Annotated in this window: 17 protein-coding genes; 9 read left to right on the top strand and 8 right to left on the bottom strand. The window is 39.3% G+C overall.

Annotated features, from left to right (window positions below):
- Positions 1-233 precede the first annotated feature (233 nt).
- The 3 genes from HC728_RS17770 to HC728_RS17760 form a co-directional block, all read right to left on the bottom strand.
- Complete coding sequence (locus HC728_RS17770; RefSeq protein WP_155663177.1) at positions 234-764, bottom strand: hypothetical protein; 531 nt, start codon at positions 762-764, stop codon at positions 234-236.
- A 143-nt stretch (positions 765-907) separates the two neighbouring features.
- The gene (locus HC728_RS17765) at positions 908-1,300 is read right to left on the bottom strand and encodes a GFA family protein (RefSeq protein WP_176713264.1); all 393 of its coding nucleotides are present in this window, start codon (positions 1,298-1,300) and stop codon (positions 908-910) included.
- A gap of 145 nt (positions 1,301-1,445) precedes the next feature.
- On the bottom strand, positions 1,446-2,234 hold the full coding sequence (locus HC728_RS17760) for a hypothetical protein (RefSeq protein ID WP_190395835.1): 789 nt from the start codon (positions 2,232-2,234) through the stop codon (positions 1,446-1,448).
- Positions 2,235-2,566: 332 nt separating this feature from the next.
- On the opposite strand from HC728_RS17760, the gene HC728_RS17755 reads away from it, so the two are divergent.
- Positions 2,567-3,550 carry an integron integrase gene (locus HC728_RS17755; RefSeq protein WP_065622284.1) on the top strand — a complete coding sequence of 328 codons (984 nt, stop codon included), beginning with the start codon at positions 2,567-2,569 and terminating at the stop codon, positions 3,548-3,550.
- Between the two features lie 6 nt (positions 3,551-3,556).
- On the opposite strand, the gene HC728_RS17750 is transcribed toward HC728_RS17755, so the two are convergent.
- From HC728_RS17750 to HC728_RS17740, 3 genes are read right to left on the bottom strand one after another with little or no spacing between them, the layout of a single operon-like run.
- A complete protein-coding gene (locus tag HC728_RS17750; RefSeq protein WP_005422942.1) occupies positions 3,557-3,730 on the bottom strand; it encodes a hypothetical protein in 174 nt (57 codons plus the stop codon).
- A gap of 2 nt (positions 3,731-3,732) precedes the next feature.
- Positions 3,733-4,557, bottom strand: a complete 825-nt coding sequence (locus HC728_RS17745) for an HDOD domain-containing protein (protein WP_063654150.1) — start codon at positions 4,555-4,557, stop codon at positions 3,733-3,735.
- Positions 4,558-4,579: 22 nt separating this feature from the next.
- A complete protein-coding gene (locus HC728_RS17740; RefSeq protein WP_005422946.1) occupies positions 4,580-5,005 on the bottom strand; it encodes a hotdog fold thioesterase in 426 nt (141 codons plus the stop codon).
- A gap of 146 nt (positions 5,006-5,151) precedes the next feature.
- On the opposite strand from HC728_RS17740, the gene HC728_RS17735 reads away from it, so the two are divergent.
- Positions 5,152-5,856, top strand: coding sequence for a DUF445 family protein (locus HC728_RS17735; protein ID WP_012535630.1), 705 nt, complete (start codon positions 5,152-5,154; stop codon positions 5,854-5,856).
- A gap of 102 nt (positions 5,857-5,958) precedes the next feature.
- Here the strand turns inward: HC728_RS17735 and HC728_RS17730 are convergent, their stop codons facing one another.
- Both HC728_RS17730 and HC728_RS17725 read right to left on the bottom strand, forming a co-directional pair.
- Positions 5,959-6,159: a hypothetical protein gene (locus HC728_RS17730; RefSeq protein ID WP_005422950.1), complete on the bottom strand. Its 201-nt coding sequence runs from the start codon at positions 6,157-6,159 to the stop codon at positions 5,959-5,961.
- Between the two features lie 79 nt (positions 6,160-6,238).
- Complete coding sequence (locus HC728_RS17725) at positions 6,239-8,152, bottom strand: methyl-accepting chemotaxis protein (RefSeq protein ID WP_190395834.1); 1,914 nt, start codon at positions 8,150-8,152, stop codon at positions 6,239-6,241.
- Positions 8,153-8,344: 192 nt separating this feature from the next.
- Here HC728_RS17725 and HC728_RS17720 point away from each other — a divergent pair, with 192 nt between their 5' ends.
- The 7 genes from HC728_RS17720 (at position 8,345) to tal (ending at position 16,698) form a co-directional block, all read left to right on the top strand.
- Positions 8,345-9,301 carry a MoxR family ATPase gene (locus tag HC728_RS17720; protein WP_017019697.1) on the top strand — a complete coding sequence of 319 codons (957 nt, stop codon included), beginning with the start codon at positions 8,345-8,347 and terminating at the stop codon, positions 9,299-9,301.
- 48 nt (positions 9,302-9,349) lie between these two features.
- Positions 9,350-10,309 (top strand): DUF58 domain-containing protein, encoded by a 960-nt coding sequence (locus HC728_RS17715; RefSeq protein ID WP_063652012.1) that lies wholly within the window; start codon positions 9,350-9,352, stop codon positions 10,307-10,309.
- On the top strand, positions 10,309-10,842 hold the full coding sequence (locus HC728_RS17710; RefSeq protein WP_190395833.1) for a DUF4381 domain-containing protein: 534 nt from the start codon (positions 10,309-10,311) through the stop codon (positions 10,840-10,842). Before HC728_RS17715 ends, HC728_RS17710 begins: the two co-directional genes overlap by 1 nt.
- Positions 10,835-11,800 carry a VWA domain-containing protein gene (locus HC728_RS17705; RefSeq protein WP_054775816.1) on the top strand — a complete coding sequence of 322 codons (966 nt, stop codon included), beginning with the start codon at positions 10,835-10,837 and terminating at the stop codon, positions 11,798-11,800. Before HC728_RS17710 ends, HC728_RS17705 begins: the two co-directional genes overlap by 8 nt.
- The gene (locus tag HC728_RS17700) at positions 11,793-13,718 is read left to right on the top strand and encodes a VWA domain-containing protein (RefSeq protein ID WP_190395832.1); all 1,926 of its coding nucleotides are present in this window, start codon (positions 11,793-11,795) and stop codon (positions 13,716-13,718) included. The genes HC728_RS17705 and HC728_RS17700 overlap by 8 nt, the downstream gene beginning before the upstream one ends.
- A gap of 5 nt (positions 13,719-13,723) precedes the next feature.
- Entirely contained in the window at positions 13,724-15,385 is a 1,662-nt protein-coding gene (locus HC728_RS17695; RefSeq protein WP_190395831.1) for a BatD family protein, read from the top strand.
- A gap of 362 nt (positions 15,386-15,747) precedes the next feature.
- Positions 15,748-16,698 (top strand): transaldolase, encoded by a 951-nt coding sequence (gene tal / locus HC728_RS17690; RefSeq protein ID WP_190395830.1) that lies wholly within the window; start codon positions 15,748-15,750, stop codon positions 16,696-16,698.
- Positions 16,699-16,949: the final 251 nt, after the last annotated feature.

Genomic DNA, 16,949 nt, shown 5'->3' with positions numbered 1-16,949 from the left:
CTTTTTAAGTTCAAATAAGAACTCAAAATCACTATCTTTCGCTGAACGCGTAGAAAATTTCAAACCTTTACCTCTGGCTCAAATAACCTTAATAAATCGGTGCTTATAACGCCTGCATAACACGTTTGCTACCATGCAGATTAAGCTCAATTTACCACTTAACACGGTAAACTCAAAGAAACCTAGAATGCCGAATGTAGCAAATCGTGTTGATGCGATTGTTATGTTTCGCCCTACAACGACTGACCAACTTCCCAAACGCACGCTACACAAGATACAGGTTTTACATACCTACTTTGTTTGGTATCGAACGTTACTTTATGAAGTGGCTTTACTTGATAATTAGGTAAACATTCAATATATGCTTGACGACCATCATCAGGTAATTGATGGTTAAATACGTCGACTAGAGCACAGAATAATCTTATACACTTTTCTTCTTTGATCCGACCAAGTTTTTCAATATCGTTTTGATATGCTGTCGTTGTATCTCGCAACTTAAATTCAATTGCTATGGTATAACCAGAATCCAATTTAAAAACTAAATCAGTTGGTCCGCCATTTTTAAGATCGCATTCCCTACACCATTCAACTGTCGTTTCACCAAAGATACTCTTTGATTCTTTGATAATTGCCTTACCGCATTCATATGCAAAAGCTAACTCAGGCATATGAAATATACCTTCCTGTGAAATATCAGATAGTTCTTTATTTTCACTCTCAGCCACAGAGCAGATTATCTGAGCGATACGATTAATATCCATATTTTCCCTTTAGAAACATAACGCCTGCATAACACGTTTGCTACTATGCAAATTAAGCCTAAATTTACCACTTAATACGGTAAACCCAAAGATAATCTAGAATGCCGAATGTAGCAAATCGTGTTGATGCGATTGTTATAAAGCTACCTATCGGCTGGGTGATTAACCCCATCATTAGTTACAACATCGCCTAAATCAAAAGGATTCACACCCTCTAAGCAACCAATATTAAAACCATATTCATTGGGATTTGAACGACGTTGATGATGAGTATAAATACCACAATTAGAACAAAAATAATGCTTCGCTGTACCAGTATTAAATTGATATAGCTTTAGGTATTCGCTGCCTTTTAAGATCTTAATTCCATCCAAATTGACTGAACCAACAATCGCACCTTTTCTACGACAAATAGAACAATCACAACGACGCGGATTTTCAATACCATTTGGCAGCGAGAGTTCTAATTCTACGAAACCACAATGACAAGTCGCTTTATGTTTAGCTTGAATATCAGTTTTCCCTACTTGCTTCAATGACATACTTAAAACTCCCTTTTTGCTTTATAACGCCTGCATAACACGTTTGCTACCATGCAAACTAAGCCAAATTTACCACTAAATACGGTAAACAAAAAGAAATCTAGAATGCCGAATGTAGCAAATCGTGTTGATGCATTTGTTAGGCATTGTTCGGTGGGTTAGTTTTTAAGGTGGCTAGATTCAAATGTTCCACCTTTGTTACCAGTATGCATGCTTCTGCTGATGGCCAACCCCAAACAATACCAGTTACTTCTGCTAATTCAGGACTCCATTCTTTGTTTTCTTTGATACAAGCCATTACTTTAGTATCCCACACTAATGAGCCACTAAATCCATGGGGATCAGGAAGACTAGAAGTTCCATCAACACTAGTTGCTTTGTCGGGACTATAATGTAGCGCAAAATGATATTTAGGGTCTGCTTCTGGAACCGTAGTAGGCAAAGGCAGTTCTTGTGTCAAATAAGGCGTCCCCGGTGTATTCATAAATCCGAAGTAGAAGTTTGACCTCTCACCACTATAACCTGCAAAAAATAACAATTCATGTTCAACAGTATTATGAGACTTAGAAAAACGCTCAAAAGGAATGGCTAATGACTCATGCTCTAAAACACCCCAGTTATTATCATCAATTTTACTTATTGCCACATCGACTGGATGTGATAAAGAAATTGATGGATTAGTCAATTTAAATATATTTTCATTATTCCAAAACTTATGTGTAAGAGAGTTTGTTTTTAAGTGCTTCGCAACATGCTCATTTGTAATTAAGTATCTATCACCATCTAGCTCAAAATACGAACCAGTGCCTAGGTGCTCCCCTTCGCCATCAGATATAACTCGAGAAATTGGTGTTATATACGACTTAACGTGTTCAATCATCTGAACCGACACTTGAGCACAAATTTCATTCCATTTTTCTATAGACATAGAAATCCTTATTAAACTTCTGATTAATTAAAAAAGGCCTAACATTTAATTATACCCACCACATTCGTAATCTCTACTGAATATATTTCTGTACGTATAAACTCAACATTCTATTTCAAAACCAATAACCTAGCACCTAAAACCACTGAAATTTCAAAAGAATTATACGTAATTGGTTCGTATATCTCACTTTTATCCTCACATGCATGTAACTGATTAAACTGACAATTCCATTAAAATTTAATCTAACCTTCAAATATACGAACCCAAATTGAAACTCTAGTGAGGTAACTTACACTCAATACACCATTAACCACCACGTACAAAGCAAAATGGATATCCCATTAGATCTAAAACCTGATTCGCAACGTTTCACCGATCAGCTTCGAATCTTCATTCGAACACGTGCACTAGCTTATAACACAGAGAAACAATACATATATTGGATAAGTTGCTTCATTCGTCATAACAACTACACATCAAAAGACGAAATTAACGCTTTTGATATACCAGACTACCTTGAACATTTGGTCGTTAAACAAAACGTATCACCAAATACACAAAAAACCGCTTTAAACGCACTCATATTTTTATGTCGTGAATATCTACAACAATCAGTCGATAACCTTGAATTTAAGCGTTCTAAAAAAGCGACTAAATTGCCAACAGTATTTTCTCATAGTGAAGCTATATCCGTTATAAATGAACTTAACCACCCCACTAAGCTGATAGCACAGCTTATGTATGGAAGCGGTTTACGAATAAACGAAGCATTAAGGCTAAGAGTCGATGACATTGATCTTATCCATAAAACCATCACCATAAGAAACGGGAAAGGTAATAAAGACAGGACGACTGTACTACCCGAGAGCATCATTCCAGAGCTTAAAACGCAACTCGCCTTTGTGAAACAACAACATAAAATGGATGCGATAAATGGTGATGATGAAGTTTATCTACCTAATGCCATTGCAAAAAAATACCCTCACAGAGCAAAAAGTTATGGTTGGCAATATGTATTTCCATCAAAACAGATCAGCAAAGATCCACGTTCAGGCCAGCGTCGTCGACATCACATGTTAGATAGAAGCGTTCAAAAGCAAGTAACCAATGCAATAAAAAAACTTGAGATAGATAAGAAAGCCAGCAGTCACACATTTAGGCATAGCTTTGCGACACGAATTTTAGAACGAGGTGGGGATCTAAGGACAATACAAGAATTATTGGGTCATTCTGATATCAAAACGACCCAAATTTATACTCACGTAATAGGCTTACACTTCTCAGGAACGAAAAGCCCATTAGACTTTGATTAACAATAGTTACATTTCATATTGGCGATGTTTTAGTGAATAGAAAATAGCTCTAATCGCTTTCGCCAAAAAGAAAACAGCAACAACAACAAAAAACTTACTAACAATAAAGCCCGGAGTTAAATAAGAAACAATCGCACAAAAAGCGCCAATTAAGGCCGATAACATCCACTCTTTTTGCATGATTACACAACTAATCGAGCCATTTCGACACCCGAACCTCTTACTTCATCAATGTGCTCAATCACATTCTCATTCACAAATAAAATATCCACTTCGATCTGCTCAGAAAGCCATACTTTTTTAGCATCACGTGTTTCAAGTTTATCCCACTCACGATTAATCGCATTCGCCAAACGAACCGTTGCTGCCAGTGGAGAATAAATGTTATCAACTTTTGGTTCGTATTGTTCAGAAATAGCAAAAACCAACTCTTTAGAGAAACTCCAACTCTCAGCCAATTTAGCACCTAAAACTGCACTGTCCGTATTGATAGTTGAACGTTGTGCACTAACTTTCGAGCTACCCGCTTCCATTTTCTCAAAGATCTCAGGAACTTTATCTGCCATAACGGTATAAATCATCAAATCACCGATGTTATGCAGCATACCCGCAGTAAAAGCGTCATTAGGATTAACTGAACAACTTTCACCAATAGCCTTACTTAATACCGCAACTTCAAAAGTTTCTTGCCAAAAATTTTCTAGATCAATCACTTCAACATAAGGAAAAGCACTGACAAGCGAAGAAGCAATAATCAGAGTTTTAAGCGGCTCAAGACCTAAGCGTACAACCGCTTGGTTAACTGATGATACGCTCTTACCACGCGAGAAATGCGCAGAGTTAGCCAAACGTAATACACGACCACTCACCACTTGCTCAAGTGAAATTGTTTTTGATAAATCTTGCAACTCAACGTCAGGATCATTTACCAATTCCATCATTTCACGGATCACTTTCGGAATTTTTGGTAACTCGTGAGCATGACTTAAAATTTCATTTTGTTCCATATTCTTTCTCCACAACAAGTCGCTACTTTTTCTTTTTCATCACAGCCACAGTAAAGCGGCTTGTGCAGACTAAGCGGTCTCGTTGATCTTTAATATCAATCACCCAAACGTGGGTGGTTGCACCTAAATGTAAAGGCTTGGCCGTGGCGAAAACAGTTCCTTCACGTACAGCTCTAATATGGTTGGCATTTATCTCTAGACCAACACAATATTTTGATTCATCAACACACCAGTTTGCCGCGATAGAAGCAACAGACTCAGCTAATGCTACTGATGCTCCACCATGAAGCATACCTAGTGGTTGGTGAACCGTCGAAGTCACAGGCATAGATGCAGTAATCGAATTATCATCATATGCACAATATTCAATGCTTAACGCTTCCATCAAGGTATTACGAGACGTCGTGTTTAAGACAGTTAAATCCATCTCACGTTTCCAAATACTCATTTTCACTCCCAATGTAATCGTTAATATATATATATCGACAGTTTACACTCAACCTGTACGTTGAAAAACATATTTTCGCTTGTTGAACGCTTTTACTAACTGATAAACTTCACAAAAATATTTGGTTTAACTCATGTAGGATAACTATGTTAAATAAAAGCATGATTACTAACTTGATTTCGTTAATCTTGTTAGGTGTTGGTTATTACACGCAACAAAATACACTCTATTATATTGGCCTATTTGCTTTCTCTGGAGCATTAACAAACTGGCTTGCTATTCACATGTTGTTTGAAAAAGTTCCTGGTCTTTATGGTTCAGGGGTTATTCCTGCACGCTTTGAAGAGTTTAAAGCCAGCATTAAGCGTTTGATGATGGATCAGTTCTTCACCAAAGCCAACGTAGATAAGTTCTTATCAAATGAAATGAGTTCTGCCACAAACATTAATCTAGAGCCTGTGATTGATAAGATCGACCTTTCACCAGCCTTTGATTCTTTGGTTGAGGTGATCATGAACTCTCAATTTGGTGGCATGCTTGCAATGTTTGGTGGTCAAGAAGCCATTGATCCAATGCGTGAACCGTTTATTGAAAAAATGAAAGCATCAATTACTGAGATCAGCCAGCAAGAGCAGTTTAAACAAGCACTAAAAGAAGAGCTTGAAGCGCCAGAAATGATGGAAGACATTCAATCGACGATTGAGGATATTATTGACCAACGCCTAAACGAACTTACCCCTAAAATGGTGAAAGAAATGGTTCAGGATATGATCAAAAATCACCTAGGGTGGCTTGTAGTTTGGGGGGGTATTTTCGGCGGTATTATCGGAATGCTTTCTACTCTAATTTAATCCATACCAAACTCTAAGATAGCCATGTTTTAAATACCAATGTCTTAGATACAAAAATGCCAGCATTTATTCGCTGGCATTTTTTATGGATTCAATCTCAAATTAATGGATTGGTGCGCTATCGTCAGCACTGAATTTACCAAAGTGTGCTTCAAGTACTTCTGGTGTTAACTCACCCGCTTCTTCAAGACGTTTTAGCTCAGCAACAATGGCTTTTTGCTCTTCAATTGATGGCAACGCTTCTTCTGGTTTATCAGCTTCTTGTTGAACCATTTCTTGAAGTTCTTTTTCAAAATCACTCATGATTATTTTCTCAATTCATAAAAACAATTAGGGGGATTCTACAAGAGAACCCCTCAAAAGGTAAACCTAAAGCCGTCTGTTAGACTTTAAAAGCACCAACTAATTGATCTAATCGTTGTGAAAGTGCGTTCAATTGTTGACTTGAATCCGCAAGTTCTTGTGCTGTAGCGGTGGTTAACTCATTAATACCATTAATTTCTTCGATATTTTGGTTAATCGTATAAACCACAGTAGATTGCTCTTCTGTTGCCGTTGCCACTTGCGTATTCATATCAGAAATATCCGTGATACTTTTTGCAATACCCGCTAACACTTGTGTTGCACTATCTGCTGATTCAACACCACGAGCCGTTACACTGTGACTTGCTTCCATCGCATCCACCGCATTTTTCGCTTCGTTTTGCAGTTGATCAATCATCTTCTGGATTTCATCCGTCGATTCTGATGTACGACTTGCTAGTTGACGAACTTCATCTGCAACCACAGCAAAACCACGACCATGATCACCAGCACGAGCAGCTTCAATGGCTGCGTTTAGCGCAAGTAAGTTGGTTTGCTCTGAAATACCACGAATAACGTCAAGGATAGAGCCAATATCTTGTGTTGTACCCGCTAATTGCTCCACCACATGGCTCACTTGAACTAAATCACCTTCAAGTTGGGTAATTGCATCACGAGAATCAATCACAGTTTGACGACCATCTTGAGTGCTTGCTTCCGCTTTACTTGCTGATTGTGCTGCATTCGCCGCATTGGATGCAATTTCGTTAATCGTACTGCCCATTTGGTTAATAGCCGTTACTACTTGAAGCGTTTGGTCACGCTGCATTTCACTGTTATCACGTGTTGATGTTGCTTTTAATGCTACGTTCTCAGCCGTAGTGTGTAATACATGACCGGTTTCAACCACTTCAGAAACCGTATTGTGAATTTTCTCGACAAAACTATTAAAGCCTTTTGAAAGTTCCGTGATTTCATCATTACCTTTCACTTCGATACGATGCGTTAAGTCACCTTCCCCCTCACCTAGTTCTTTAAAGCGATGTGCAAGCTCGTTCAGTTTATTAGTAATTGAGCCTGCGCCCCAAATCGCTAAAGAGACAAATACCGCAATAATCACCACAATCCACATAATGATATCTTGGGTAGAGGCATGCAAACTTTCAAACACTTCAGAAACCGGCACTTCAGCAACAATAAACCACTCCATTGAAGGAATGTAATGCGAAGCGATAAAGATCTCTTGGCCACCTTTTTCCATGCGACTTAGATTGAAGTTTTTCTTTGTCAGTAATACCGATGCTTCAGCAGAGCCAACCACATCTTTAATGGTTTGCTTGCCCATAATCGCTTTGTTTTTATGGATTTTGATATTACCGTCACCATCCATTAAATAAACAAAACCCGTTTGTTCAATTCTAAATCCATTTAACAAAGCAACCATATCATCTAATGATTTAGATAAACCAGCCATTGAAACGCCATTTAGCTGTTGGAAATTAACAAACAGTTTTACTTCGTCGTTTTGCTCAGTAAATACATTCAACATACGCTCAGGGCCACTTTGTGTGAACCCAAAAAACCAACCGTCTTGTTGTTTGTTTAGTTGACGTAAAAAACCATCCTGATTCCAATAGTTTGCTGTTTGACGGTTAGCAACAGATGCATCATTTAGATTATGTTGTTGTTTTAGTTTATTTAATTGACCAATAAGAAAATCTTGGTCTTCAGGAGAGATGTAAGGATCAGAAATAGCATCGATAATGAAAGGGTTATTAGACATTTGCTCAGCAGCAGCAGAAAGTACTGCCACCTCTTTATCTACTTCTCCACCAATTTGGTCGAGAATGGTAGGAAGTTCAAGCGTGGTTAGCCTTTCATCTAAAGTTTCGTACGCTTTTTTTTGGGCGACAATACCCACAAGAGAAGTTGAAGCAATGATAGCGATAACGATACCGGCGACGAGTTTCTGTTTTATTGTTAGATTAATCATAATTTTTCCACAGCTAAAATAGACCCTTTATATAACGACCGTACATTTCATAGCTTTAATAAATAATTATAAAAACATTCATTAATTAAATAGTTGAATAATTTCGAACTAAACCCAATCTTATTAGGAACTAATGTGGCTTTATTGAGTCACAGACAATAATTACTAAACAATCCAGACATTGGGTGAACTATGCCAGCGTTAAAAATTCAACAATTACAAACTTACCTTGAATCTCAAGTCATTGGTCAACCAGATTTAGTAAAGCAGTTATTAATTGCCCTACTTGCAGATGGTCATATTTTAGTTGAAGGTCCTCCGGGTCTTGCAAAAACGCGTGCAGTTAAAATTTTGGCAGGCTCTATTGAGGGAGATTTCCACCGTATTCAATTCACTCCTGACTTATTGCCATCAGACTTAACCGGTACCGATATTTACCGTCAAGAGACCGGTGAATTTACGTTCCAACCGGGTCCTATTTTCAACTCATTAGTATTGGCTGATGAGATTAACCGTGCGCCAGCCAAAGTCCAAGCGGCGATGCTAGAAGCCATGGCTGAAAAACAAATTACAGCAGGTCGAAATACCTATCAACTGCCTGAGCTATTCCTAGTCATGGCAACGCAAAACCCAATTGAACAAGAAGGGACTTACCCACTACCAGAAGCGCAGCTTGATCGTTTCTTAATGCATTTAGATGTGGATTACCCTGGCGCACAAGACGAACTAGCCATTCTTCGTTTAAATCGTGGGGAAGCATTAGGTGAACAAGCACAAAGACCACAACCATTAGCGCAAAGTGAGATTTTCAGTGCTCGTAAAGAAGTGTTATCCATTTACATGGCACCTGAAATTGAGCAGTACATTATTCGTATTACGATGGCGACACGTAAGCCTGCGCAATACTGCCAAGAGTTAGCAAACCAACTTGAAATGGGGGTTAGCCCACGTGCGACATTAGCGTTAGATCGTTGTGCTCGTGCACATGCATGGTTAGCTGGTCGTGATTACGTAAGCCCTGAAGATGTTCAAGCTATGGCTTATCCTGTGTTACGTCACCGATTGCTATTAAGTTTCCAAGCGCAAGCAGAAGGCACAACGGCAAATAAAGTCATTGAGCGTTTATTACAAATGGTAGCGGCGTCTTAATTTAATCAAGACACATTGCTAAACGTTAATTCGACATAAGCAGATATTGTGAAGAAAACAAATACACTAACACTGCCACCACACAGCAATGGCGTTACCTTGTCACTTAATGAGTTGGTTCACTACAAGAACCACTCATTACAGTGGTTACCGCCAGCACAATCTGTATGGTCAAAAATGAATGGCAGTCATCAAAGCCGTCAAAAAGGCCGTGGCATGGATTTTTCTGAAGTACGCCAGTATCAACCGGGGGATGACATTCGCTCTATTGATTGGCGTGTAACTGCACGTACAGGAAAGCCACATACCAAGCTCTACAGTGAAGAACGAGAACAACCAACCATGCTTTTTGTAGATGTCAGTGACACCATGCGTTTTGGTTCACAGCTTCTATTCAAATCCGTTCAAGCTGCGCATTTTGCCAGTTTATTGAGTTGGATAACCTTAGCTGAAAAAGATCGCGTTGGTGGGATCATCTTTGATGGTAAATCGACACTCGATTGTAAGCCCTCTTCTCGTCAGAAAGTGGTCTTACAATTTCTTCAAAAGATCATTGAGCGTCATAACACAACGACATCAAATACAGAGCAAACGACAACGCAACAAACAGATTCTTTTGTTAAAGGATTGCAGCAGTTACAACGTTTGTGTCCAAAAGGCAGTGAAATTGTCATCATCAGTGATTTCTACGCACTTACGGACGATTGTAAAGCGATATTCAGTCAATTAAGCAAACACAATCGCATTCAGTTTGTGATGATAAACGATCCATTAGAGCAAGGGGTGACCCGTTTTAATGGCGTAGAGCATGTCTCTGATAACAAACGTTCGGCATGGTTAGATTTCTCCTCTCTTTCCACTAAAAATGCCTTACAACAACAGGCGAACCTACATAAAGCGTATGTACAAAACATGGCAATGCAATTGGGCATTCATTTACATACCCTATCGTCAGGTTTTCCTTTATTAAACCAATTAACCACTGCACAGGATAAAGGAAGTAATTAATGTCTTTATCTTCAACAGCAACACCAAATGCTGCATCACCGTCCGCCCCATTGCCTTTAGCGGATTTACATTTACCGGAAGCACCAAGCTTCTCGCTGTCATGGCAAGGTTACGGATTCATTTTTCTTATTATTGCTTGTATTGCTCTTCTTGTTTGGGCTTTTATGGCTTATAGAAAAAAACGACGCCTTCAACGTGTCGCTTTATCAGAATTAGAGAAATTAAAGCCGGAACAAACGCGTGATATAGCAAAGCTATTAAAACAAGCGGCATTGAGCCATTTCTCTCGTCAGCAAATTGCAGCACTGCATGGACTCGCTTGGTGGAATTTTATTGAACAAAAGCTTCCGACAAAAAAACAAGCCAATGTTCACTTTGCTACTCGCTCAGAAATGCTAGAGAAAGCCTTATACGGCAAAGTGCCTTTATCTGAAACCAATCAAAAACGCTTTTATGATGATGTGCGTTACTGGTTGATTCATGCATTGCCTGCAAAACAACAAAAAGCAGAGCAAGGAGCAAAACATGATTGAATTTATGTGGTGGTGGGCATGGTTTTTCTTGCCAATCCCATTGGTGATCTATTTCTTAATGCCAGAAAAAGAAGCTGGCGAAGCGATTCATTTGCCTCGTTTACCAGACCAAGGTGAATACAAACAACCGAATAAACGCATTAATATCGGCTTATTATCATTGGCTTGGCTTTTATTGGTAGCGGCACTTGCACGTCCTGTCTGGTATGGTGAACCTGTGGATATTCAACCAGAGCACAGAGACATGATGCTGGTGGTGGATTTATCTGGTTCCATGGCTGAAGAAGACATGAAAACCAGTAATGGTGATTTTGTTGACCGCTTAACCGCTGTTAAGCAAGTGGTGTCCGATTTTATTGACCAACGTAAAGGCGATCGCCTTGGCTTGGTGCTGTTTGGTGATCACGCTTATCTTCAAACGCCCCTCACCTTTGATAGAAACACGGTACGTGAACAATTAGATCGTACCGTGCTAAATCTTGTAGGCCAACGTACCGCAATTGGTGAAGGCTTAGGGCTGGCAACCAAAACCTTTATTGAAAGTAATGCACCGCAAAGAACCATTATTTTATTAAGTGATGGTGCTAATACGGCAGGTGTACTAGAACCATTAGAAGCAGCACAACTGGCAAAAGATAATCATGCCAAGATTTACACCGTTGGTATTGGCGCTGGTGAAATGCAAGTACGTGGATTCTTTGGAAAACAAACGGTAAATACCGCTCGTGATCTGGATGAAGATACCTTAACCAAGATTGCGACAATGACTGGCGGACAATACTTCCGTGCTCGTAACGCCGATGAACTTGCAGAAATTTATCAAACCATTGATGCATTAGAGCCTGTGACTCAAGCAACACAAACTTGGCGTCCCCATGAAGAGTGGTTCCGTTACCCACTAATGGGCTATTTGTTTGTTCTTTTCATTATTGTTGGAGTAAGAAAACGCCATGGCTAATTTTACTTTTCTCTATCCGATGTGGTTTTTAGCCCTCATACCATTAGTAGCTTTAATTGTTATTCAACGAAAAAACCAACATCACGGCGGCTTAATCGCCCCACACATAGCAAAACAACTTGGCATGGTTCAAAAAAAGAACGGCCATGGTTTTTTATACGGACTCAGCGTTATTTGGTTTTGTGTGACAACAGCACTTGCTGGACCAAGTTTTGGCTATAAAGAAACACCGAGTTTTCAGCTTTCTGGTGCTCGAATTCTTGTCATGGATATGTCTCGCTCTTTGTATGCGACGGATCTTAAACCTAACCGTTTAACCCAAGCAAAATACAAAGCTAAAGATCTTCTGCCTTACTGGAAAGAAGGCATGACAGGGTTAGTGGCTTATGCCAACAGCAGTTATTTAGTAAGTCCGTTAACAGGTGACAGCAAAACGTTAGATAATCTCATTACTAACCTATCCCCTGAAATTATGCCTTATAAAGGGAAAGGAAGTAATTTATCTGCAGCAATCAATCAAAGTATTGAGATGATGAAAAAATCTGGCCATCAGCAAGGCGATATCGTTGTCTTAACTGACGGTATTTCCTCATCACAACTTGAAAAAGTGACCGCATTAGTTGATGGCACTAAATGGCGTATTAGTTTATTGGGTGTCGGTACCACTAATGGTGCACCTATCGAGCTGCCTAATGGACAATTATTAACGGATAACACGGGTAAAACGGTCGTCGCAAAACTCGATCCACAACCATTACAGCAAATAGCGACGGAAACGAATGGTGTAGCACAGCTTATCCAATCGGATAACAGCGACATTGATGCTATCGTTCGGTTAACCAAAACACCTTTAGAGCAAGTAACAAAAAACAGTGATACACAAGTGAACAGTCGTGCAAACCACGGATACTGGTTACTCTTCCCTATTGTATTACTTTCATTATTTGCTTTTCGAAAAGGAATGATTTTAGCTTTATTGCTTGTATTGTTGCCTGTTGATAAATCCATGGCGAATACGTTGTTATCAAACGATTACAACGCTCACCAACAATATGAGCAAAAAGATTATCAAGCGGCCAGTGAACAGTTCCAATCCAAACAATGGAAAGGAGCGGCTCAATATAAAGCGGAAGATTATAAAGGCGCGATTGAAAGCTTAACTGGCCTTAGTGATGTTCAATCGCAATATAATCTTGCGAATGCCTTAGCGCAAAATGGGCAACTTGAAGATGCTAAAGCTCAATATGAATCTTTATTGCAAGCCCATCCCGACATGAAGGATGCTAAAACCAATTTGGATATCGTCAATAAAGCGCTAGAGCAACAGCAACAGCAAAACGATAAGAATAAACAATCGGATAAAAACAAAGACAATAAAGAGCAAGATCAGAATAAAGATAAGCAAGATAATAAGGACGGATCTGATCAATCTTCAGATTCTAAAGACTCACAATCTCAAGATTCACAGCAGAATCAGCAGAATCAGCAGAATCAGCAGAATCAGCAGAATCAGCAGAATCAGCAGAATCAGCAGAATCAGCAGAATCAGCAGAATCAGCAGAAGGATAAATCACAATCTGAGAGCGAGTCAAAATCAGATAAACAAGAAAAATCCGATGCTTCTTCTCAAGAGCAGAAACAACAAGCTCAAGATAAAAAGCAGCAAGAACAGAAAGAGAAAGAAAAATCAGCACAAGCAAGCGATAAGCAAAAAGAGCAAAGCGACGCTGACAAAGAGAAGAAGCAAGCTCAAATGCAGTCTCAGCAAGGTCAAGTTGATAGCGATGCAAAAACAACGGATCCACGTTTACAAAAACTAGAGCAATCTGGTGCTAAAGAAGACGAACTGCTTCGTGCCCTACTCTATTTACAAGCTCAACAACAAGAGCCACCACAAGCTTCTGAGAACGAATGGTAATACCGATGAAAAAACACTTAAACTACCAATCTTCAATAATGAAAACATCACTGATGAAGAAAATACTATTACTGATTACCCTAACTCTTAGCGGGGTGTCATATGCCAACGCTCAAGCTATTGCAACCGTTAGCAAAAACAACATTACTGAAAACGAAGTTATTCAACTAATGGTGTCAGTAGATAAAAGCGCAGACCAAAGTAAGTTTGATATTAGCCAGCTCGGACCGGATTTTCGCTCAGGCCAAGTCAGCTTTAGTAGCTCTCGTTCATTAGTTAATGGCGATTACAGTGTTCAAAGCCAATGGACTGTATCGATTGCACCAACCAAAATGGGGATATTAACCATTCCAAGTATGGAGGTTGCAGGTGAACAAACAAACCCAATCAACATTCGCGTAAATAAAGACGCAACGGCACCAAAAAGCAGCGATATTATCAAAGTCAGCGGTGAGTTAAGTAAAAACGAACTTTACGAAGGTGAAACGGCACAATTTAATGCCAAAATAGCCATCTTTGCTGATATTCGTCGTTTAAAAGGTCCAAATATCATTACTCCTCAAGGAAACGGTGTTGAATTTTCTCCTATTGGTGAAAGTAAACAATATCAAACGGTTATTGATGGTTTACAAGCAACGGTGGTTGAACAGGTATTTAGTCTAAGCGCAAACAAAGCAGGTAAATTAACCTTTGATGGCTTGGCTTTTACGGGTGGATTAATACAAACCGATCGTTACGGTCGTAGCACCAAGTTAATTCCATTAAACATAAACCCAAAACAATACTCAATTAATGTATTAACTAAACCATCTGATTACAAAGGCACTTGGTTACCAACCAGTGATTTGAAACTAGGTCAGCAATGGCTCGTTGATGGCAAAATCCTAACCAACACAGAGGTTGAAGCTGGCACAGCCATTACTCGCCAAATCACCTTAATGATGGCTGATGTACCACCAGAAAAATTACCATCTATCGATATTAGTTATCCAAAATCAGTTCGTATGTACGACGAAAAGCCGACCATTGGTAAAGACAACCAAGGGAATAGTGTGATGACCATTAAACAAGTGATCATTCCACATACATCGGGCCAAGTTGAATTACCAGCGGTATCGATTCAATGGTGGAACAGTAAAACGCACAAGGCAGAAGTCGCAAAATTAGATTCATTAGCGCTAACCGTGACACCAAACAGTCAAAAAAGCGAGCAAATGATCGAGCAGCAAACAAATGAGCAATCGAAAACCGTAATAAAACGAGAAGTTGATCACGGTATTTGGCCTTATACCACCCTAGGTTTTGCTATTTTATGGCTATTAACACTTATTGCTTGGTATAAAACGCGAAACAGTGTGAGCAAAGAAACATTAACGGTTACATCCAATCATGCTATATCAAACAGTGATATTTCTGTATTAATTACGGCACTTAAATCAGACAATACCATACTTGCACATCAGATCATTCAAGACCATGCTGATGACTGGAAAGCAAAAGGAATCGATACAGATAAAGTCAAAGTGCTCATTGAGAAATTAAGCCATGCTAAATACTCAAACAATTCAGAAAACCCTGATAAAGAAAGGCTTATTAAAGAGATAACTCAACAATTAAAGGTGAGTAAAAAATCAAAATCAAGCCCAACTGAACTTGAAGCATTATAGGCTTTAACTGCATAAATGAATTTAAGGCTGGCTATGTGTCAGCCTTTTTTATCTCTCACCACACCTCAGCACTTCCACTCTTTCTTAATCTCATCCAGATAAGTACTTTCTTCGTATTTTTAATTAACTTTTTTAATTTTTCACTAATGGTTTGCGCAAACGATCACGCTCAAATATTCAGATAAAAATGGATGTATCTTCACACAATGTTCGATTTACCATTGACTTATTCGACGGAAAGCTCAATTATCACCTTATCAAATGTTCACTACCATCGCATTTGCTCAAACAAGCACAGATGGAAGCGAGACGGACTTTAAAAGAATGTGCTAAATCGCATATGACAAGTAAGGGTAAGTAGTATGACAACTAAACTAGAGCAACTTCGTAAACTAACAACAGTAGTAGCTGACACGGGTGACATTGAAGCAATCGCAAAGTACACGCCTGAAGATGCAACAACGAACCCTTCTCTAATTCTAAAAGCGGCAGAAATTACTGAATACGCACCACTAATCGATGCATCGATTGAATACGCTAAAGCGCAAAGCAACGACAAAGCGCAGCAAGTTCAAGATACTTGCGACATGCTTGCAGTTAACATCGGTAAAGAAATTCTTAAAGTCGTACCTGGGCGTATCTCAACAGAAGTAGATGCTCGTCTTTCTTACGATACTGAAGGCAGTGTGGCAAAAGCACGTCAACTGATCAAAATGTACAACGATGCAGGCATTACTAATGACCGTATCCTTATCAAACTGGCTTCTACTTGGGAAGGCATCCGTGCTGCAGAGATCCTAGAAAAAGAAGGCATCAACTGTAACCTAACTCTTCTATTCTCTTTTGCTCAAGCTCGCGCATGTGCTGAAGCGGGTGTTTATCTGATTTCTCCATTTGTTGGCCGTATCATGGACTGGTACAAAGCGAAAGAAGGTCGTGACTTTGAGCCAAGTGAAGACCCAGGTGTTGTTTCAGTTTCTGGTATTTACAACTACTACAAAGAACATGGCTACAACACAGTTGTGATGGGTGCAAGCTTCCGTAACATTGGTGAAATCCTTGAATTAGCAGGCTGTGACCGCCTAACAATTAGCCCTAACCTACTTCAAGAACTTGAAGAAGCAACAGGTGAAGTGGTTGAGAAACTGGTTGATACAAACAGCAACAAAGCCCGTCCTGCAGCAATGACTCACGCAGAGTTCCTATGGGATCATAACCAAGACGCAATGGCAGTTGAGAAACTGGCTGAAGGTATCCGTAACTTTGCGGTTGACCAAGGTAAATTAGAAGCAATGATTGCTGCTAAGCTTTGATTTCTAGGGTTCAGATCGGTCGCAGGGTTCAGGGGAGTTTGTGTTTATACCAATGCAAGTAATTAGATGACCTATTTATTACGCAGGAAAATCACTTAAGAGTAAGGCAAAAAATCTTATAAGTTGTCAGTCTACAATAATAATTTTTAACGCAACTATTGAGTTATTTAACCAGTAATAATAATCAGATAATTAATGGAATTGGTATTAGTTTAGAAGTCACCACAAACACCTCTGAACCCTTTAAGCGA

The organism is Aliivibrio sp. S10_S31 (assembly GCF_014694495.1).
GTDB lineage: Bacteria > Pseudomonadota > Gammaproteobacteria > Enterobacterales > Vibrionaceae > Aliivibrio > Aliivibrio fischeri.
This window is presented reverse-complemented; position numbering and strand designations above follow the sequence as displayed.